The following is an 18,248-nucleotide window of genomic DNA, read 5'->3' on the forward strand; positions in this document are numbered from 1 at the left end:
CTTTTGTCTACAATCTGAGATTAATTGAAGATTAATCTTTTTGTGATTGTTTAGCTCCGCACCTGTTTTGAATGTTTTAAATTTGCTAAAATTTATATAATCATTTTTTAGAAAAAATTTTGAGATAAATCTACATCCCCCAGGTTTATCCTATTTTGAAAGGAGATAGGCAAAAAATGAACAGTCCGATCTAAGTTCTCCCGTAAACAATACTAAATTTGAAATATCGGGGGGATTTAGAATGAAATTGAATAAAAATTTTACTTTGTTACTGTTGGGTCATTCGCTTGCAAATATGGGCGATGTCCTATATATCGTCAGTGTTATTAGTGTGATATTCAACTTAACAGATTCTGCAACAGTGTCATCATTCGTTCCATTTACGATTACTTCATCTATGTTTGTTTCCAGCATGTTAACTCCTCTTTTAGTGGGAAAAGTGAATTTAAAATGGTTAATGGCTTGCTCACAAATTGGAAAGACGATTCTGCTTGTTATTTTGGGTTTGATGATAGTAGGTGTTACATCATCTAATTATTATCTAATCTTCTTCATAATTGGATTGATTGCGCTTCTTGACGGTTGTGCAAATCCCATAAGACAAACATTAATTCCACACTATGTTAACAATGATGATTTAATAATAGCTAATGGAATTGCTGAAACAGTTACTCAAATCATCCAAGCAGTAATGTGGTTCGTAGGAAGTCTGTTTTTAATAATATTAAGTCCGCAACAACTCATTTGGCTCGTTGGATGTTTGTTCGTAATTTCAAGTGTTTTGCTAAGTTTATTAGAAACTGTTAGTCATACCTCATCGGAGCAAAAAGGGAAATTAGAACAACTCAAAGAGGGCTGGAAAACATTATTAAATACACCTGTATTGAAAAGAATTGCTTTGATAGACACGTTAGAAACCATTGCAGGGACGGTATGGATTGCGGCGATTTTATATGTTTTCGTTAACGATGCTTTACACGTTGATGAAAAGTGGTGGGGGTTTGTCAATGGTGCTTTCTTTCTAGGCTTAATCATAGGAAGCATTTATTGTATTAAATATCCTAGTTTTGTGGAAAAGAACCTGGGTACTTTAATTTTTGTTGGATCATTCACTGGTTTCATAGTCACCATATTTTTTAGTCTAAATAGTAATCCGCTCATGGCCTTATGTCTATCGCTCTTTATGGGGCTATTTGGACAAATCAAATACATTCCTCAACAAACGGTTATACAAACTAGTGTAACCAAAGAGCAGTTGTCTACTGTATATACCTCATTAAGTGCGATTGGAACGGGGATATTTGGGGCTGGCTCTTTGGTAATGGGGATATTAGCAGACTTGTTAGGGGTAAGAATGGTATTCGTATTATCAGGGGCAATACTAGCTTTGGTAAGTATAATTGTTTATAAGAATAAACAACTGTTTATTAGAAAGGTATTTCAAAAATAACATTATGAAGGAAGGATTTTAATTAACAAAATCCTTCCTTCAAAAATGCGAATCAATAGAGAGAAAAAACTAACTGGAGAATTTTCTGGTTAGTTTTTTGTCGTTAAAAAATAAAAGTAAAAAGATACATTGGGAATGAAAACTAAGTGCAGGGGCAAAGTAAAAGAGTTTCATAAAATCAATTTAGGTGATATAAATGCCTTTCAAGTTCTGGAGAACAGGATATTACTATTAGTTACTATAAAAGTATGGTGGATCCAAAGAAAATAAATAACCTTCTTCTTCCCGCAATTCATGAAAATATGGAGAAGATTAGTGGAATGAATGATATAAAAAAGTTTATTCCATTTGAGGATCGCTTAGTTACAACTAATCCATTAGATGTGGAAGAAAAACTAATTAACCGGTGTAGGCTTGTTGAATTTTCAAAGTAAAATAATAAAGGGAGCAGAACAAGACGCATGGATTTCAGTTTTATTAGTCGGAATCAGTATTCATCTCATTATTTGGTTACTGTATTTCCTATTAAAGAAATCAAATAATGGGGATATTATGTCTTTACATCAACAAATATTTGGGAGATGGCTAGGAAACATATTAAATATTTTCTTTTATGGATATATGCTTTTAATTGTTGCATCTATCATTAGGTCCTATTTATCAGTGCTGATTACTTGGGTTTTTCCTAATACCCCTATCTGGTTTTTATCACTTACTATGATTTTTGTGATTTCATATTTAGTTGTTGGGGGCTTTAGGGTTATTACCGGTATTTGTTTTTGGGGGATGCTAATCCCTTCGCTCCTTCTGTTAACGGTATATTTTCCACTCCAATATGCTTACTGGACGAATTTATTACCCGTTTTTAATCACAGTTTAAGTGACTATTTGGTATCAGCAAAAGAAAGTATTTTTATGTACTCAGGACCAGAATTTTTACTTATTTATTTTCCTTTTATTAAAAATAATCAAAATTCCCAAAAATGGGCTCACATTTCACAAATGTATACAACTATTTTATATTTAGTGGTTACCATCATCTCCTTTGTTTATTTTAGTCATGGGCAGCTTGAACATGTTACTTGGCCAACCCTCATGATGTCAAAAATTATCCGCTTTCCATTTATCGAAAGATTTGAATATATCTTTATTTTTTTATGGCTATGAGTAATCCTTCCCCCTTGTTGTATGGCATTGTGGGGGGCGATTCGAGTTTTGAAAGAATCGTTTAAATTTAAACCAAGATTTTCATTATGGATATCCATTATTATCGTTCATTTCATGGTGATTAATGTCAAAAGTAAAGTAGATGTTGAGGAAGTAGGGACTGTTATGAACATAGTCACCACTAGCTTTCTGTATATTTATTTACCCATATTGTTTGTGTTTTATCTCATCTTACAAACCTTTAAAAAAGCAAAGAGTAAAACCCAACAACAGTGAAAGACCTACCTAAAAGGACAAAGGGTAGGTAACTTTTTTGTCTATAAACATAGCATTTAGGACTGATTTTCGATAAAATAAACATTGCTGATTTTCACAATAGTTTTTCATAAATCATCAATGTGAAAATGTCCTTGTGTTTGATAATAAGTTATTAATCATGATATAAGTTTATAAGAAATGGACTTTTGGCTTTATATTTTTTGACCGAGTGTTTGAAGTTGATCCATAGTGAGAGGAATTGAGTTTTGAAATGATAGATAATTTTTGGCGTGATTTACCACGGCCATTTTTTGTACTTGCCCCAATGGAAGATGTGACAGATCTTGTTTTTCGTCACGTCGTAAGTGAAGCCGGCCGACCGGATGTGTTTTTCACAGAGTTTACTAACTCGGATAGCTATTGTCATCCAGAGGGCATGAAAAGTGTGCGTGGCCGTTTAACTTTTACAGAAGATGAACAGCCAATTGTAGCTCATATTTGGGGGGATAATCCCGAATATTTCCGTCAAATGAGTATTGGTATGGCAGAGCTAGGATTTAAAGGCATCGATATTAATATGGGCTGCCCAGTACCGAATGTGGCATCGAGGGGGAAAGGCAGTGGTCTTATTCTGCGCCCAGACGTTGCGGCAGAACTTATTCAAGCAGCAAAAGCGGGCGGGCTGCCTGTCAGCGTGAAAACTCGACTTGGCGATAAGGATGTCAATGAGTGGGAGGAGTGGCTAACGCATATTTTAAATCAGGATATTGCGAACCTTTCGATTCATTTGCGGACAAGAAAGGAAATGAGCCAAGTAGATGCCCATTGGGAGCTAATTCCGGAAATCAAAAAATTACGTGACCGTGTCGCACCCAATACGCTACTAACAATCAATGGAGACATTCCTGACCGTCAAATTGGCCTGCAGCTTGCTGAACAATATGGTATTGATGGCGTGATGATCGGACGAGGTATTTTTAAAAATCCATTTGCTTTTGAAAAAGAGCCTAGAGAGCATAGCAGTAAAGAATACCTAGATCTATTAAGGCTACAGCTTGATCTTCAAGATCAATATGCGGAAGTACTGCCACGTTCCATTACAGGGCTTCATCGTTTTTTCAAAATTTATGTTAAAGGGTTCCCTGGAGCTGCTGAATTAAGAAATCAATTGATGAACACGAAATCAACAGATGAAGTGCGTGCATTGCTTGATAACTTTGGAAAAGGGACGGGAATATTCTAACTAATCTGGCTGCGATGTTGCAGCCTTTTTCTTATTTGACTAAAGAGATCTGTAAGAATGGTAAAACTTTAGACTAGATTGACTGAAAAATGAATGTGTGATAAGTTTTACATTATAACTGACGACCGTTCGGAAGGTGGTATTTATGACTTTTAATCAAATTAAGAATGTTGCACTGAATCATTTTACGAATAAGGGATATGAGGGAACATCGATGGCACATATCGCTGATGATGTAGGAATCAAAAAACAATCCATCTACACTCATTTCAAAGGGAAAGAAGAACTTTTTTTACAGGTTTACCGTGATGTTTTTGATGCCGAATTAAAATTCGTTATTAATTATATAGACAGTAACAAAACACAACCGATTGAGGAATTCTTATATAATTTTCTTTTGCTATATAAAGAAAGATATGAGAAGAACAACATAACAAAATTTTGGCTTCGAATCTCTTTCTTTCCACCTGCTCATCTTTATGAACAGGTTATAGATTCTGTTTATGAGTATCTGGATAAGGTAGAAAAACATCTCCTTTTGGTCGTTGAGAAAGCTATGTTGGAGGGAGAAATTAGCTCAACCATTGACTCACAACGAGCTACTTCTGCATTTTTAGGAGTGTTAGATGGAATATTTGTTGAAATGTTATATGGAGGTTCCGAACGATTAATGAAGAGATTGGATGCCTCTTGGTATCTTTATTGGCGTGGACTTTCGAAGGAATAAGGATATTTTTTGGGGGAATAGGTTATGAAACGAAACTGGGTATTTGTTGTATTGGCTGGTCTTATTGAGGTGTTATGGGCATTAGGATTAAAGCATGCGAGTAATTGGCTTTCTTGGGTTGGTATTGCTCTCCTTATATATATTTCATTTGTGTTATTAATAAAGGCAATAAAAAGTCTACCCGTTGCTACTGTTTACGCGGTCTTTACTGGAATTGGGACAGCTGGGACTGTTGTGGCGGAGATGTTGATATTCGGAGAGACCTTTAGTTGGACGAAAGTATTATTTATTTTCTTACTTCTGTCTGGTGTTGTAGGCTTAAAGCTTGTCACAACTGAATCTAGTAAGAAAGAAGGTGCAGTGTAATATGGCTTGGATGTATCTCATATTGGCAGGAGCTTTTGAGGTGGTTGGGGTTACAGGTATGAATAAAGTTGTTAAAGACAAAAACATACAGTCCTATATGGTTCTGTTCATTGGATTTATTTTTAGTTTTAGTTTTCTAGGTTTAGCCATGAAAACCCTCCCCGCGGGAATTTCTTATGCCGTTTGGACAGGGATCGGAACTGTAGGCGGGACAATTATTGGAATGCTTTTTTATGGAGAAGCAAAGGATTGGAGACGTATTTTATTTATAGCTCTAATATTAGTAGCAGTCATTGGATTGAAAATGACATCGTAGAATTTAGCAGTAGGTACCATTAGTTTATTGAACTCGAAGAACAAGATTAATTATGCAACGGAGCTGTCATTGTAGCAGCTTTTTTTGTTGGCTAATATATTGTAGCTGTGATGATGAAATAAAGTCTTAAATGTATAACCATATAATAAGTATAGAAAGTGAAAAGGCGTTTTCCACGTTGTTTTTATTTAATATCTCCAACTTTCTTCCTTTAAATAATAGGCTGTTTTCGGAATAATTTGTGTTTTTGGAACCGGTTTAATCATAAAAATCTAAAGAAGGAATTATCATTCGGACATGAGTGCCTTTGGAATCACCAGAGCTGTCCGAAGACGACTGATGTTCGGACATGAGTGCCTTTGGATTCACCAGAGCTGTCCGAATAGGCCATGAATCGAACACAGCAACAAAGTTTACGATAAGAGCCAAATAATAAAAGGGAAAAGACAAGGTGAGTGAATTTGTTGAAAAATAGATTTAAATTAATCGATTTTCTTTTTCGTCAAGCGAAAAAAACAAGTCTTCACACAAAAATGATTACAGTATCTAGTGGAGAAAGGATAACCAATTTAACCGTTCACGTTGCAGATACTCAAGAAAAAAGAGATAAGGGCTTAATGTTTGTTAGAAAACTACCCGAAAACGAGGGGATGCTATTTGTGTTTTCAGGAAAAACATATGGCGGTTTTTGGATGAAAAACACCTTAATTCCTTTATCTATTGCATTTCTTGATTCAGACGGGAAAATTCTAAAAATTTTAGATATGGTCCCTTGTAAACAGGATGAATGTCCTACTTATGATCCGGAACTTTTTTATCATTATGCAATCGAAGTTAATCTTGGATGGTTTGAAAAGTATCAAATCAAAGTAGGGGATTATGTAAACCTTGATTAAATCACCACACCTCTATGAGTTCTTAGACGTGTGGTGATTTTTATGCCCATTTTGGTTTCCCTTATCTATTCTTCTCCCTCAATAAGGCTGCGTAGCTTGCCGCCTTATCGGGTGGAGCAGTGAGGGATTTCTCATAACCTTTTTGGAAGCTTTTTTCGTACGCCCTTACAAACCTTTGTCCTAGTTTCCGCTGGGCGGCCTGTACCGCATCCATTTCCGGATGAGCATGAAGGTAGTCGTAGAATTTCTCCCCAGACGAAAAAGAGAGGTATACCTGTCGGAGAAGTCCTATTTTTATGAGGGGCCGTGCTATTTCCATCTTGTTGTCAATGCTTAGTTTGGAGCGCGGCATCTGCTGCCAAGCACGGGAGATCCTGAAGTTGTGACGGTCTTCAAGCCCCGAACGGATTCCTTCATAATATCCTTCTTCCATCCCCATCTGGACGGGGTCCGGCGGAGGCATGCCGTCTGTTTGAAAATCTCCGGTGAAAAGAAGGCAGGCAAATAGGAAAAAGGCTATAAGTTTCCGTGTCACAGCTTTTTCCCCCTTTCTGGTTATTCTCTACTTTAGTTTAACCAGGCATTACCATCCTATGTAGAAGGTAAGGAGTGGAATCAGATGAATCTATTCTGGTTTCAGTTTAGTTTTTTTATTTTAGCTGCTGGGTTTTTGGGAATATCCCCTTTTTTAGATTTATATTTCGACAATTTTCTGCATTCAAAGAAGTGTAAAAAAATTCATTAGAGATCAGAATTATAAAAAGTTTGTTGATTTTATTGACTTTGCCAGTCATCACAGTTGCTAGAGATGATATCAATTTTGGTAAAGTTGTGAATTTGTCAAAAATTGTCCTTTTTTTTAGCTTTAATAACTTTCGCATTATTTGTAAAATATAAAAAAGTTAATAAACAATTGCAGGAATAACTAAATTTATTAGTAAAGTGGAATGAGAAGTTAAGATTATTAGAATGAAAAAAGGAGAAAGAACAAAATGTACAAGTATACCATCTATGTAACACATCAAGGTAAAATTTATCAAACCAACGTAATAGCTACCAAAAACCAAACAGAAGAAGAAGTTTATCGTATAGCAAAAGAACAAGTTCTTAAACAATGGGAAAATTAAAGAATCCAGGGATTAAAAGGATTCGAATAGAACTACCATTTGTATATAGATTTTGGATAGCTTCCATTACTTAAATATCGCGCTGCTAATAGTGGCTTTGAAAGATTTTATGAAGAATACTAATTATTATAAGAGGAGTTGGTAGGTTTATGAAGAATACTAATAACCTTACTATGGAGGAATTGGAAAGACGTATTGCTCATTTTGAGGAACGTCTAATGGATTTTATTATTACCGAGGAACAAAGAGAGTTAATCAAAGAAAGTTTAAAAGAACTAAAGAATGCTAAAGAGCCCAAGGCTTCCTATACTTTTTAAATAATATAATACATATAAAAAGGACTTTACAATGATCTTCAACAATCGGGCGCTTTTCCGGAAAGCGTCTTTTTTTAATGAGTTTTAGGCTATTGATAAAATCTTATCTTTGATCTTTACTTTGGTTATACTCATTGATAAGCAAAGTAAAGAAAAGGAGCTATTTTATCTATGGAAAGAATAATATTGTGGTCACTGCTCATAATCGGGATCACGCTATTGATTTATAGCTTAAGAAAACCACCTATCATAAAATGGATTGTAATTTTTGCATTGTCTTCATATTTTTCAACGTTTTTTGGTGTTCTTGTTGTAGAAGAGGAAATGCTCGAATATCCAGTGAGATTTTTAAGTAACTATTTTAGTTCCAGTCTTCTTTATGAATATCTTCTATTTCCAGTTGTTTGTATTTACTTTTATCAAACAACTTATTGTTCGAGATATTTCAACATTGTACTACAAGGTATTTTGTACACCACTGTTTTAACGATAATTGAGATTTTGTTTGAAAGATATACCGAGTTAATTAAATACCATACATGGACATGGAAGTACACATTTATCAGCACCTTTCTTCTAATGTTGTTTATCCGTTTCCTTATGCATTTGATAAACAGGAAAGAAAGAAAATTATAGGTGCGGAAGGGAAAGATCAGTGCTGTCAATAATGGCAGCTTGTTTTTAGGTATAACTCAACACAGCTGAATGGATTGTCCTATGGCCAGACAACCCATTTTTTCTATTATTTATTTAATTCAACCGTTTCATTAATATCTGTCGATTTAGAACTTTGTCCTGTCATGCGTTTATAGAAAAAGGCGATTTTCTTCGTAAAATTACCGGTTTCCCAATATTCAGCTGCTTCCGCATTTACCTTTATCAAAATAACGTTGGGATCATCATAAGAAGTTTGCATGATTTTTTCATTTGCTTTGCTCCACAATTCCTTTTTCTTGCCTAAATCCTCAACGATTTCTGCTCTTCCACGGACGGAAACATAGGATTTTCCTGCATAAGTCACATTAACATCTCGATCATGTAAAATTTCTTCATATTTATTAGTTGCTTTCTAAGTGAAAAACCATAAGTCACCATCAAACTCTATTTCTTGTGTTTTCATAGGACGTGAAACAAGCCCTTCTTCAGTTACCGTAGTCAGCATGGCCGTGTCTACGTCTTTGATTAACTCTCTTAATGTTTCCATTTCTTCTTGTTTCAACATGTTAGACATTTTCATCACCTCATTAAAGTTTACAGAGGTATGCTACCCTTTCCACCAACATTTATTCAGGTATGGCAGATACACTGCTAAAAAGTGGCAGTGTGTGTTTGAAGCTTTCGTAAAGAAAGAGTAAATAAAAATAAAAGGTGAGAGGATGAAGAAAATTTGGAAGGAAGTAACCATATTATTCAGATAAAACCTTGGGAGGATAATGACCTTGATTTGCTTTTTCTTATAAACGCTCCAGAAATGATGCAGTATCTTGGAGGTCCAGAGAGTAAAGAGCAGATTTTGAAGCGACATAAACGATATCTTGAACTGGGTAATAGAGGACGTATGTTCAGTATTAAATTGTTACCAGAATTAGAACCAGTAGGTTCTGTGGGTTATTGGCAAACTACTTGGAATAATGAAAGTGTATATGAAACTGGATGGAGCGTTCTACCCTCTTAACAAGGGAAAGGAATAGCTGTAAAAGCGGTAAAGTTAGCAATTGAAGAAGCATCTAGTGAGAACAAATATACATACATCCACGCATTTCCATCGATTGATAATCCTGCTTCTAATGCAATTTGTCGAAAGCTTGACTTTCAGTTTATCTCTGAATGCGAATTTGAATATCCTCCAGGAAGATTTATGCGGTGCAATAATTGGAGTTATAACTTAATTGGACAATAGCTGAACTTTCAGTTCTTAATTTTTATAAAAGATCCAGATATTTAAGACCCAATTGATAGGTATGGAGGGAAGGAGCAGGGGCGAATAAAACAAACCATTTAACAGAGCCGTAAAAAAGACTGCCGGAAAATCCCAAGTTTTTCGGGTTTGTCGACAGTCTGACAACTTAATATTTAATAATAGTAGGTTGGTTCGTTAATTCCTTTTCAATTCCCTTAAATGAACTTAAAACATACCGTTCTCGTTAGGGGATTCCTCAGGTAAGGGTTGTCCGATATCCCACAATTCAACGATTTGGTTATCTTTGAATCGAAAGATATGGACCACTGCCCCTCCGAGATCCTCTGGGTGCTGTCTTACATGTGAATGAACGGCTACGGTATCTTTCTCATGAATCACCAGTTTGACCTCAAAGATTTTGTTCGGATTTAAAGCTGCATTTTCTTCCATTGCAAGCATGAGCGAATCCGCATCTCCGCTGAAATAGGGGTTATGGTGACAAAAATCGGGACCTACGTAACGCTGGAATGCTTCGCGGGCCTTCCCAGATGAAGCGAGCTGTAGAAAAGACACGGCCATCTCTTTGAATGAGAGGTTCGTTGTAATTGATTGTTCCATAGTCATTTTATACCTCCATTTTCCCTCTTACCGATGTTGATCGAGAAGAATTTGATTTCCATCTGGATCCTCAATGATCATATGTGCGGGTCCAACAGTGCCTTCATCTGCATCAGTCAGCATTTTTATACCTTCAGACTTTAGTTTCTTTTGGATGTCTCGAATGTCTGTAAACGTTTCGAGATTCTCTGCATTTTGATTCCATCCTGGATTAAATGTCAGAATGTTTTTTTCAAACATCCCTTGAAATAGCCCGATGACGCAATTTTCATTCTTCATAATCAGCCAATTTTGAGTAATATCACCGCCAAAAGCTTGGAATCCTAGTTTTTCGTAGAACGACTTGGATAAATGAATGTCCTTCACGTTTAAACTTACAGAAAATGCTCCTAGTTTCATATAATCTCCTTGTTTAAGTAATGTGGGTAAATCAAATTATTTAATTTAACTATAAATGAGAATGTTGAAATTCACAACATTTTCCATTAAGTGTAATGGAAAATCCCATAGCAACGATCACTTCCAAAGTATTAAAATTGAATTTTATCTGGCTGCACGTTATTAAAAGCATAATTTTACTTATTTTCACTATCGTCTATCCATTTATCAAATTTAGATTCAAAGTTGGCGGTTTAAGCTGTATTTAGTTAAAGAGAACGTTCCAAGCTGGTTTGGCGGTAATTCATGGGTGGGTAAAATTGATGAGATTTCAGCGGAACTACCAGTTAATACAAGCGTAGAAGTACGTCTTTCAAATTCGAAAACCAACAAATTAGGACCAGTTATTTTGCAAAACACCCTTCACGGATGCCATAACTAGGAATAATATTCCTCCTGTTATGGACAATAAATTTCCATAAAAATTTTAGAGCATTCCTTTGAAAATAAGGAGTGCTTTTTAACTTTTTATCAGATCGGAAGAATGCTTTAACCAATAAAAATATAATTATAATCATTAATTATTTATTGTAAAACGATAAAACGGATGGTAAAATCATTTCAATAGAAAAAGAAATATCGCTTTTACAAAATTAGAATCAAATTCATAAAAGGGGAGTTCCGCATGAATTTAACCATCCAAAGTGATTCTCAGAAAAAACCTTTGAAGATACAAATGATTAGATCGCTTAAACAACTCGTTCGTTTTGGCTGGGAGCAAGCCTTTTCATGTTTGTTTCCTGTCGTTATTTTTGCCTCTTTGGCTATTACACAAATCATCCCACTTCCATTTCTGCCGCGGTATGACTGGCTGCTCATTATTTGCCTTCTGATGCAGTGGGGGATGGTGCGCTCTGGGCTTGAAACTCGGGATGAACTTAAGGTGATCACTTTGTTTCACCTTATTGGACTTACTCTTGAACTTTTCAAGGTGCATATGGGCTCTTGGTCTTATCCGGAGGAAGGATTTTCTAAAATTTTTGGAGTCCCTTTGTATAGTGGTTTCATGTACGCGAGTGTAGCAAGTTTTCTTTGCCAGGCGTGGAGGAGGCTTAAGGTTGAATTGGTGAAGTGGCCGCCGTTTTTGCTGGTAGTCCCTCTTGCCGCTGCGATTTATTTGAATTTTTTCACCCACCATTTTTGGTTGGATGTTCGTTGGTGGTTAACAGGACTTGTCATCATCGTTTTCTGGCAATCGTGGGTCACATACGAGGTTGGTGGAACGCGTTATCGCATGCCTCTCGCGCTTTCATTTGTACTCATTGGATTTTTTATATGGGTGGCTGAAAATATCGCAACGTTCTTTGGAGCATGGGAATATCCAAACCAAACCGATGCATGGAGTCTCGTTCATTTAGGAAAGGTGAGTTCTTGGCTCTTATTAGTAATCGTTAGCTTTCTGATCGTAGCGACCTTAAAGCAGGTTAAAGGGGAAAATTCCAACAGGATAGGGAAAAGCAATAGTAACATAAGAAATAGAATCCACGATGAGATAGAATAACCATTCAGACTGATCTTCTTAATAATAATCCCTTAGGTATTAAAAACTTAAGGGATTTTTTATCATTAGAGCGAATGGTTAATGGAATCTTAACCATGCATATAAGATTCAATCAAACACCCATTGACAAAATGAACTGTAACGATTATATTTACAGTATGATAACTGTAATGGTTTTTGTTACATTTAATATGTTGGGCAGAATATTACTAAGGAGTGTGTATGGCGATGGTAACTTTGTTTACGACACCAAGCTGTGGGTCTTGCCGAAAAGCAAAAGCTTGGCTTGAGGAACATCAAATAGACTATATAGAAAGAAACATCCTATCTCATCCTCTTACAATCGATGAAATTAAATCGATTCTTCGGATGACAGAAGAGGGGACGAGTGAAATTATTTCAACGAATTCAAAGGCGTACCAAGATTTAAAGGTAGATATTGATACACTTCCGCTTAATCAATTGTATAAATTAATCATCGAACATCCCAAAATGGTACGCCGGCCAATTATCATGGACGAAAAAAGATTACAAGTGGGCTATAACGAAGATGAAATTCGGAGTTTCCTTCCGCGGAGAATTCGAAACTATTTGTATAACGAATTGCAGAAAGAAGCAAATTAAGGCAAAAAGCATGGTCTTTACAAGTAAAATTTACAAAAGGAGGAACAACAGATGATTGAAGTATTCGTAAAAGTATTATATAAAGATCGAAATTACCATACCAATGTCATAGTGGAAAAAGAGATGACCTGGGAAAAAATTAAACAGATTGCTGAAGAACAAGTAAAAAAGCAATGGGATGTTTAATGTAATAGACATAGTTAACGATATGCTTGACTAGCTAATCTGTAATGTTTATTATTACAGTAAGTTATGAACTTTTAAAATAGATGAGAAGTTTTTTGTCTTAGGAGGCAAGCTAATGAATAGTGATTTTACTCTTGCCATTCACAGTTTAACATTTCTTGCGTTACAGACGGACCGCATGTCCACTAGTGATGCGATCTCTGAAAGTACTGGCGTCCATCCGGTTCGCATTCGAAAAGTTCTAAGTTTATTGAAAAAACATGGATTTATTAAATCCAAAGAAGGAACGGGCGGAGGATTTCTTTTTGTGCTTGACTTAAGTGAAGTAAATCTTTGGGATATCTATAAGATCACCTCTGAAGGGGCTCTGCAGCCCAAATGTCCTGAATCCAATGAAAAATGTATTGTCGGGGCAAATATGCAAAAAGTCTTATGCAGCATTTTCTTTGGTGTAGAAGAACACATGGGAGAATATTTAAGGGACTATACAATCAAAGAAGTCGTGGATCTTGTTAAAAAGCGCCAGTGACCGATAATTGGTTGAATTTTTCTTTAATGGAAATGTAATAAAAAAGATTACAGATTAATTTACGATGCATATCCTGGTATTAAACGAAAAAAACAAGAAGGTGAAAATCGATGTTCTTCTATAATAATACAAATCTAAAAACGGGTGATTGGATTAAGGCAGAATCCCGGGAGGGTGAATTAATTATTGGTTATATTGATTCACTTTCACCGGAAGGTCTAGAAGGTGTTGTGAAAGTAACCGTTGTTACGAGTGACAATAAGCAAGCAATTGGAAAAACCATCCCTATTCTAAGTAAACGGGTGAAAAAACTGCCCGTTTCAAATGTAACCAATAAGGCACAAATTGAATTTCTCCTCGATCTGGCTTTATCAACGGGAGATAAGGAATGGTTTTTGGCGCTTTCTTCAGAGTTAAACGCAATGAAGCAGCTTGCAAATGGAGTACATTAAGTCTTACTGAGATTCAGGGCAGGTTTGAAAAGAGGACAATAAATCAGGAAAATCAAATACGGATAAACTATATCCATAACGAAGGTAAAGTGATATAAAAGAACTTAGTGTCCGCATATCTCCTTACCTTTTATTTAATGTTATTTAGTATGGGAGGATATTGAGCGGTCAATAGATGAAGGCGGTTCCTCCATCCAACCATGCTTCATTAAAATCGATCCCCCATCTTTTGCAAAATCAAATTGGATCTCTCAAATTCCATTTTGATTTAAAATATTTGGTAAAACTTGATAAAGAAATATAGGCACTTTATAACTTATTTACAGGAGTTTTTTTCCTAATAGAAAGGTTTTTTCTAACATTTATAGAACATGTTCTATAAATGTTAAGGTGGGTGTTTGGATGCTTCAACACGAATATGGATGGGTTTGACAGACGAGAGGAACACTGTTAGATTTTTGTGGGAAAGTAGATTCTAATCATTTTACACAAACAAATGGTTTTGGTTGGCAAAGTGTAAGAGACACATTGGTTCATATAGCAGATTGCTATGTTGCATGGCTTGGCTCATTTGTTTTGCTGAAGACAAATAAACCACTTACTCCAAGGGAAAAATTACATAATCTCAGTTTAGAGGAAATAATATCACGATTTGATCAAGTAGATTCAATGGTAAATGAATTAATTGAACAACATGGACATAAATTAAACGTGCCAATTGAAAGAGAAATCCCTTGGAGAGAAGCATCTGAACTAGTAACTATTACTCCCGGTAAATTGCTAATGCACACTATAACACACGAGTTTCATCATAAGGGACAAATAGTAGCCATGCTCCGTCAAATGGGTTATGAGCCCCCAAATACAGATGTTTTAGGAACAGAAGATTAATATTTTCTAGACGTAATTGGGCGATGTATAATGGACATTGCCTTTTTTGTTGAATAAGTTTGTGAAAGTTCCATTTCCTCCAAACAATCCAGATAGTGTTTATTAATCTTTCACAGATATTTCATAGTTCCTTGGAAGACAGTGGTAAGAACAGCTTAACGCCCCGTTTATTAAATGGCAGGATTTTTAAATCTGCTATTAAATGACTGATGTAACCAGCCAAACACGAATAGAAAACACCATCAATCCCGATTGAAGCTTGGAAGTTGGAAGCAATAATCCCAAAGAACACAGTGCCTAAAACCGAATGAGTATAGCTGCGATGAGAAGTAAAGGAGGCAATGACTATATAAATCCCTAGCAGAATTAACCATAGTTCCCCTAAAGAGAATCCGCCCGCCAGGACGGCAATTCCTGTGATGGTTAACATATGTCTTTGCTTAATGAAGGATGCAACCAAGACGATCAAACAGCCGATTCCAATCCCCAGACATCTATCTACCATTGTTTTTTCAAAGAAACTATATAGAATCATAATCATTCCAATGATCATCGCAGAAAGTCGAATCACCTTATGCGACAAAGTAATTTTTTCACGAAGCTTCCCGTCAATATCAAGATCAGGCATTAATCCTGAGACGCTTCCTAATCCTACAAACAAAAGTGTCGCAGAAGGAGAAGTATGAAATGTATTCGCAACAATAAATCCAGTTGCTGCCCCAATTACTGCGTGTGATGTACCATTCAATTAAATTCCACCTCTATAAATTATTTATGTAGAAAATCAAATCTGACATAACTATTGTACAACGAAACATTTGTTCTGTTTAGAGATTTGTAGATTTTAAGTAAACTTTATGGATAATTAACATCAGCAGAAGTAATGGTAGTTAAAATAACAAAAAACACGCTGTGCAACTCAACGTGTTTTTTGCAAACTTCTTTTTTGATCATTATGAATCGACATTATTAATTGCCAGAAAGATTTAAAAATAGTCCGTCTAGCGGGTGCGGATAACGAAATTGTACTACTTCTCCCTTTGGAATTTCTGGTTTGACAACTACCGTGTGGCACTTTTCTTGATTTTCTTGAATTTTTGCTATTATTTGGTCTAAATTTCTCCCATCAAAATATGGTGGATAGTTTGAATCTAATTGCATACATTTTCTCTCCTCTTAATTGAGGCAGCACAGCCATCATAGTATAGAACCTTAGACCTGTAACTTTGCGTCCCATTCTTTCGAAAGGTTTGCCTTTATCTAGTTTTGGTATTAAAGAACTAGATTAATAGTACTATAAAAAATACAAGAAACGAATATAAATAATTCGAAAAAATACGACAAATAATGATAAAATCCAGTGATAAGAGAATAAAATACATTTTGCATTCAATTCCCTGCCGGGGTTCGTGATTCATTTCGGGTAGGGTGGGGGAGTTAAGCTTTATTCCTTCTTTCCATTTCCTCCGAAAATAATTTGACCTTCTGCATTATAAACTGTTACCTTTACTGGCAATGTAACTTTATCTTTCTGAAAAACAGCATACCAAACCCATAAGTGATCACGAACCAAAAACCTGTTTGGCTGGATGTTGCCTTCACTATTTATTACAATGGTTTTCGCCTCGTCTTCTGCAAAACCATATATAACCGACAAATCTTTTTGGATATGATTTTTAGCCCGCCAGTCTATTGGTCCTCTCTCGACTTTCTCTTCCTTGAACTCCTGGAAATCCATCATTGGAAAAATGAATTGTTTAAATTTAGTAAACTCTTTATTTGTAAGCACAGGCGAGATTCCAGAACTGTTCTCGGCAAAAACTAAATTAGAATGAGCATCAAACAAAAGAATTTTTTGGCAATCTCCAAATTGTGCTGTTACTTTTTCACAGATACTTTCTTCCAAGGAGGTAGTAGGAATATTAAGTTTAGCAGGAATTGCAGGTTTTGTTGGCCGTGATGACAAAAAATAAATTACCGCACCTAACCCTATACAGAGTACAGCTATTAAAATTTTTTTATTCATCCCAATCTCCCCTAATTGAAAATAATTTTTAAGTACTAAGTCAATTATATGATAAACTACACGCTGTCTAAGACATAGATTTAATATAAAGGGATTTTAATTGGAATTTAATGGTATAATGGGGGTGGCTGTAGGATTATGGGTATGAGGGAGTATCAATGTTATCGCGTCTCATTCAGTTTGGAATTGCCATTATGGGTCTCGTTTTCTCTTGTAACCTAGGTGCGTTTCTTCATATGTAGAACGCTTTTTTATTAACGCAGCATGGCTGTTGAAATTTGATAGAGTATTGGCGGATGCTTTCTGCCAACGTTCACCTAGGTTCAGGTGTCCGATTAAAATGGGCGATCCGCCTTTTCTATTTTTTAACGGTTTTCAATATATTTTACAACATCACCGACCGTTTGGAGCGTTGCTGCAGTTTTTTCACTAATTTCAATCGCGAATTCATCTTCAATTTCCATCGTCAAGTTCACCATATCAAGCGAGTCTGCTTCGAAGTCGTCTTTAAAAGATGCCTCTAATTTGATATTCTCCATTTTCACACCGAGTTGATCGGCAATAATCGGCTTTAACTTTTCAAATATGGTCATTGGGTATCCTCCTAAGTATACATAGGCACCATTATAACAATCATATTCTAAGTGTAAAACATAAAAGTATTGCCAATTCCGGCGGACATGTGACGAATGAGTAGGAAACAATTCGTATGGAATAACTTCCAATGGATCGGCTGTCAAAGGAAACACCAATTATCAGCTAAGTTTCACAATGGATAGTGATGCGGCATTTATACCTTGTCCCCCTAAAACCGGTAAAAGTGTATCTGTGGTCGTACCAATATTTCTTAGCTCAATGGTGGATTTTTTGGAAACATGGATAATTGCTTGTCCTATAAGCATGAGAGTCGCATTATTCACTTGCCTTGTTATGCCAAACTTTGTGAGATTTTCTGGCTCAGAAGAATCGCCTAAGAAAATACCATATACAGAAGTGGAAGCAGGTCCATCTATGAGTAATGTATATTCGATCTTATAGTCTCCCGATTTCAAAACTTTTATTGTACTGCGATTCGTGGAAAATCGTATATTTTTTAATGAACCATGTTGATTAAATCGTATATTTTCCTGGGGATTTACTAAAATCGGCTCGGTTCCTACGAATGCAAAATAGCCATAAGCTGCTGAAGAATCTTGCCTATTTCGATCAGACATTA

Annotated in this window: 25 protein-coding genes, 2 pseudogenes and 1 riboswitch; of the genes and pseudogenes, 18 read left to right on the forward strand and 9 right to left on the reverse strand. The window is 35.7% G+C overall.

The annotated features are described in order from the left end of the window. Positions 1–241: 241 nt before the first annotated feature. The 7 genes from COJ96_RS26095 to COJ96_RS26135 all read left to right on the forward strand — a co-directional run bounded on the left by COJ96_RS26095 (position 242) and on the right by COJ96_RS26135 (position 6,423). Complete coding sequence (locus COJ96_RS26095) at positions 242–1,450, forward strand: MFS transporter (RefSeq protein ID WP_098576565.1); 1,209 nt, start codon at positions 242–244, stop codon at positions 1,448–1,450. 417 nt (positions 1,451–1,867) lie between these two features. Continuing rightward, a complete protein-coding gene (locus tag COJ96_RS26105) occupies positions 1,868–2,617 on the forward strand; it encodes a GerAB/ArcD/ProY family transporter (protein WP_180230270.1) in 750 nt (249 codons plus the stop codon). A 529-nt stretch (positions 2,618–3,146) separates the two neighbouring features. After that, on the forward strand, positions 3,147–4,118 hold the full coding sequence (locus COJ96_RS26115; RefSeq protein WP_098576569.1) for a tRNA dihydrouridine synthase: 972 nt from the start codon (positions 3,147–3,149) through the stop codon (positions 4,116–4,118). A gap of 145 nt (positions 4,119–4,263) precedes the next feature. Further along, on the forward strand, positions 4,264–4,845 hold the full coding sequence (locus COJ96_RS26120) for a TetR/AcrR family transcriptional regulator (protein ID WP_098576570.1): 582 nt from the start codon (positions 4,264–4,266) through the stop codon (positions 4,843–4,845). Positions 4,846–4,869: 24 nt separating this feature from the next. Continuing rightward, positions 4,870–5,211, forward strand: a complete 342-nt coding sequence (locus COJ96_RS26125; RefSeq protein WP_098576571.1) for a DMT family transporter — start codon at positions 4,870–4,872, stop codon at positions 5,209–5,211. Between the two features lies 1 nt (position 5,212). Next, complete coding sequence (locus COJ96_RS26130) at positions 5,213–5,527, forward strand: DMT family transporter (protein ID WP_098576572.1); 315 nt, start codon at positions 5,213–5,215, stop codon at positions 5,525–5,527. Positions 5,528–5,991: 464 nt separating this feature from the next. Then, positions 5,992–6,423, forward strand: coding sequence for a DUF192 domain-containing protein (locus tag COJ96_RS26135; protein ID WP_218936554.1), 432 nt, complete (start codon positions 5,992–5,994; stop codon positions 6,421–6,423). Between the two features lie 61 nt (positions 6,424–6,484). On the opposite strand, the gene COJ96_RS26140 is transcribed toward COJ96_RS26135, so the two are convergent. Further along, positions 6,485–6,958: a hypothetical protein gene (locus COJ96_RS26140; RefSeq protein WP_098576573.1), complete on the reverse strand. Its 474-nt coding sequence runs from the start codon at positions 6,956–6,958 to the stop codon at positions 6,485–6,487. 457 nt (positions 6,959–7,415) lie between these two features. On the opposite strand from COJ96_RS26140, the gene COJ96_RS26145 reads away from it, so the two are divergent. From COJ96_RS26145 to COJ96_RS29425, 3 genes are all read left to right on the forward strand, one after another. Further along, positions 7,416–7,550 (forward strand): BA3454 family stress response protein, encoded by a 135-nt coding sequence (locus COJ96_RS26145; protein ID WP_098576574.1) that lies wholly within the window; start codon positions 7,416–7,418, stop codon positions 7,548–7,550. A 149-nt stretch (positions 7,551–7,699) separates the two neighbouring features. Beyond that, positions 7,700–7,867, forward strand: coding sequence for a hypothetical protein (locus tag COJ96_RS28945; protein ID WP_180230271.1), 168 nt, complete (start codon positions 7,700–7,702; stop codon positions 7,865–7,867). Between the two features lie 171 nt (positions 7,868–8,038). Next, positions 8,039–8,503 carry a CBO0543 family protein gene (locus COJ96_RS29425; RefSeq protein WP_098576575.1) on the forward strand — a complete coding sequence of 155 codons (465 nt, stop codon included), beginning with the start codon at positions 8,039–8,041 and terminating at the stop codon, positions 8,501–8,503. A 106-nt stretch (positions 8,504–8,609) separates the two neighbouring features. Here COJ96_RS29425 and COJ96_RS26155 read toward each other — a convergent pair. After that, a pseudogene (locus tag COJ96_RS26155) lies at positions 8,610–9,098 on the reverse strand (pyridoxamine 5'-phosphate oxidase family protein). Positions 9,099–9,254: 156 nt separating this feature from the next. Here COJ96_RS26155 and COJ96_RS26160 point away from each other — a divergent pair. After that, positions 9,255–9,767 (forward strand): annotated as a pseudogene (locus tag COJ96_RS26160) (GNAT family N-acetyltransferase). A gap of 225 nt (positions 9,768–9,992) precedes the next feature. Here COJ96_RS26160 and COJ96_RS26165 read toward each other — a convergent pair. Together COJ96_RS26165 and COJ96_RS26170 are read right to left on the reverse strand one after the other, a co-directional pair. Continuing rightward, the gene (locus COJ96_RS26165) at positions 9,993–10,391 is read right to left on the reverse strand and encodes a nuclear transport factor 2 family protein (RefSeq protein ID WP_098576576.1); all 399 of its coding nucleotides are present in this window, start codon (positions 10,389–10,391) and stop codon (positions 9,993–9,995) included. A 21-nt stretch (positions 10,392–10,412) separates the two neighbouring features. Next, positions 10,413–10,784 (reverse strand): VOC family protein, encoded by a 372-nt coding sequence (locus COJ96_RS26170; RefSeq protein WP_098576577.1) that lies wholly within the window; start codon positions 10,782–10,784, stop codon positions 10,413–10,415. Between the two features lie 217 nt (positions 10,785–11,001). Here COJ96_RS26170 and COJ96_RS30585 point away from each other — a divergent pair, with 217 nt between their 5' ends. The 7 genes from COJ96_RS30585 to COJ96_RS26200 all read left to right on the forward strand — a co-directional run bounded on the left by COJ96_RS30585 (position 11,002) and on the right by COJ96_RS26200 (position 15,006). Next, a complete protein-coding gene (locus tag COJ96_RS30585) occupies positions 11,002–11,205 on the forward strand; it encodes a YoqH family protein (RefSeq protein WP_483861188.1) in 204 nt (67 codons plus the stop codon). 297 nt (positions 11,206–11,502) lie between these two features. Next, on the forward strand, positions 11,503–12,324 hold the full coding sequence (locus COJ96_RS26175; RefSeq protein WP_180230275.1) for a DUF817 domain-containing protein: 822 nt from the start codon (positions 11,503–11,505) through the stop codon (positions 12,322–12,324). A gap of 228 nt (positions 12,325–12,552) precedes the next feature. After that, positions 12,553–12,948 carry a transcriptional regulator SpxA gene (gene spxA / locus COJ96_RS26180; protein WP_098576611.1) on the forward strand — a complete coding sequence of 132 codons (396 nt, stop codon included), beginning with the start codon at positions 12,553–12,555 and terminating at the stop codon, positions 12,946–12,948. A gap of 51 nt (positions 12,949–12,999) precedes the next feature. Next, positions 13,000–13,134: a BA3454 family stress response protein gene (locus COJ96_RS26185; RefSeq protein ID WP_098576579.1), complete on the forward strand. Its 135-nt coding sequence runs from the start codon at positions 13,000–13,002 to the stop codon at positions 13,132–13,134. Positions 13,135–13,249: 115 nt separating this feature from the next. Next, the gene (locus COJ96_RS26190; protein WP_098576580.1) at positions 13,250–13,663 is read left to right on the forward strand and encodes an RrF2 family transcriptional regulator; all 414 of its coding nucleotides are present in this window, start codon (positions 13,250–13,252) and stop codon (positions 13,661–13,663) included. 110 nt (positions 13,664–13,773) lie between these two features. Then, on the forward strand, positions 13,774–14,115 hold the full coding sequence (locus COJ96_RS26195) for an IDEAL domain-containing protein (RefSeq protein ID WP_098576581.1): 342 nt from the start codon (positions 13,774–13,776) through the stop codon (positions 14,113–14,115). A gap of 447 nt (positions 14,116–14,562) precedes the next feature. Continuing rightward, on the forward strand, positions 14,563–15,006 hold the full coding sequence (locus COJ96_RS26200; protein WP_257148648.1) for a DinB family protein: 444 nt from the start codon (positions 14,563–14,565) through the stop codon (positions 15,004–15,006). 121 nt (positions 15,007–15,127) lie between these two features. Here the strand turns inward: COJ96_RS26200 and COJ96_RS26205 are convergent, their stop codons facing one another. The 5 genes from COJ96_RS26205 to COJ96_RS26225 form a co-directional block, all read right to left on the reverse strand. Next, positions 15,128–15,754, reverse strand: coding sequence for a metal-dependent hydrolase (locus tag COJ96_RS26205; RefSeq protein WP_098576582.1), 627 nt, complete (start codon positions 15,752–15,754; stop codon positions 15,128–15,130). 221 nt (positions 15,755–15,975) lie between these two features. Next, entirely contained in the window at positions 15,976–16,167 is a 192-nt protein-coding gene (locus COJ96_RS26210; RefSeq protein ID WP_098576583.1) for a hypothetical protein, read from the reverse strand. 20 nt (positions 16,168–16,187) lie between these two features. Next, a riboswitch (cyclic di-GMP riboswitch) is annotated at positions 16,188–16,271 on the reverse strand. 179 nt (positions 16,272–16,450) lie between these two features. Further along, positions 16,451–17,032: a hypothetical protein gene (locus tag COJ96_RS26215; RefSeq protein ID WP_098576584.1), complete on the reverse strand. Its 582-nt coding sequence runs from the start codon at positions 17,030–17,032 to the stop codon at positions 16,451–16,453. A gap of 365 nt (positions 17,033–17,397) precedes the next feature. After that, a complete protein-coding gene (gene acpP / locus COJ96_RS26220) occupies positions 17,398–17,625 on the reverse strand; it encodes an acyl carrier protein (protein WP_098576585.1) in 228 nt (75 codons plus the stop codon). Positions 17,626–17,787: 162 nt separating this feature from the next. Further along, entirely contained in the window at positions 17,788–18,246 is a 459-nt protein-coding gene (locus COJ96_RS26225) for a hypothetical protein (RefSeq protein WP_098576586.1), read from the reverse strand. Positions 18,247–18,248 lie beyond the last annotated feature (2 nt).

Origin of the sequence: Bacillus sp. AFS073361, from assembly GCF_002567005.1 — a bacterium.
Classification (GTDB): Bacteria; Bacillota; Bacilli; order Bacillales; family Cytobacillaceae; genus Neobacillus.

What these genes read in the sequence shown, in the direction of transcription:
- COJ96_RS26190 (WP_098576580.1), top strand. Translation starts at nt 13,250, where the DNA reads ATGAATAGTGATTTTACTCTTGCCATTCACAGTTTAACATTTCTTGCG.
- COJ96_RS26095 (WP_098576565.1), top strand. Translation starts at nt 242, where the DNA reads ATGAAATTGAATAAAAATTTTACTTTGTTACTGTTGGGTCATTCGCTT.
- COJ96_RS26145 (WP_098576574.1), top strand. Translation starts at nt 7,416, where the DNA reads ATGTACAAGTATACCATCTATGTAACACATCAAGGTAAAATTTATCAA.
- COJ96_RS26125 (WP_098576571.1), top strand. Translation starts at nt 4,870, where the DNA reads ATGAAACGAAACTGGGTATTTGTTGTATTGGCTGGTCTTATTGAGGTG.
- COJ96_RS26120 (WP_098576570.1), top strand. Translation starts at nt 4,264, where the DNA reads ATGACTTTTAATCAAATTAAGAATGTTGCACTGAATCATTTTACGAAT.
- COJ96_RS26130 (WP_098576572.1), top strand. Translation starts at nt 5,213, where the DNA reads ATGGCTTGGATGTATCTCATATTGGCAGGAGCTTTTGAGGTGGTTGGG.
- COJ96_RS29425 (WP_098576575.1), top strand. Translation starts at nt 8,039, where the DNA reads ATGGAAAGAATAATATTGTGGTCACTGCTCATAATCGGGATCACGCTA.
- spxA (WP_098576611.1), top strand. Translation starts at nt 12,553, where the DNA reads ATGGTAACTTTGTTTACGACACCAAGCTGTGGGTCTTGCCGAAAAGCA.
- COJ96_RS26115 (WP_098576569.1), top strand. Translation starts at nt 3,147, where the DNA reads ATGATAGATAATTTTTGGCGTGATTTACCACGGCCATTTTTTGTACTT.
- acpP (WP_098576585.1), bottom strand. Translation starts at nt 17,625, where the DNA reads ATGACCATATTTGAAAAGTTAAAGCCGATTATTGCCGATCAACTCGGT.
- COJ96_RS26165 (WP_098576576.1), bottom strand. Translation starts at nt 10,391, where the DNA reads ATGACTATGGAACAATCAATTACAACGAACCTCTCATTCAAAGAGATG.
- COJ96_RS26225 (WP_098576586.1), bottom strand. Translation starts at nt 18,246, where the DNA reads ATGTCTGATCGAAATAGGCAAGATTCTTCAGCAGCTTATGGCTATTTT.
- COJ96_RS26210 (WP_098576583.1), bottom strand. Translation starts at nt 16,167, where the DNA reads ATGCAATTAGATTCAAACTATCCACCATATTTTGATGGGAGAAATTTA.
- COJ96_RS26215 (WP_098576584.1), bottom strand. Translation starts at nt 17,032, where the DNA reads ATGAATAAAAAAATTTTAATAGCTGTACTCTGTATAGGGTTAGGTGCG.
- COJ96_RS26170 (WP_098576577.1), bottom strand. Translation starts at nt 10,784, where the DNA reads ATGAAACTAGGAGCATTTTCTGTAAGTTTAAACGTGAAGGACATTCAT.
- COJ96_RS28945 (WP_180230271.1), top strand. Translation starts at nt 7,700, where the DNA reads ATGAAGAATACTAATAACCTTACTATGGAGGAATTGGAAAGACGTATT.
- COJ96_RS26195 (WP_098576581.1), top strand. Translation starts at nt 13,774, where the DNA reads ATGTTCTTCTATAATAATACAAATCTAAAAACGGGTGATTGGATTAAG.
- COJ96_RS26185 (WP_098576579.1), top strand. Translation starts at nt 13,000, where the DNA reads ATGATTGAAGTATTCGTAAAAGTATTATATAAAGATCGAAATTACCAT.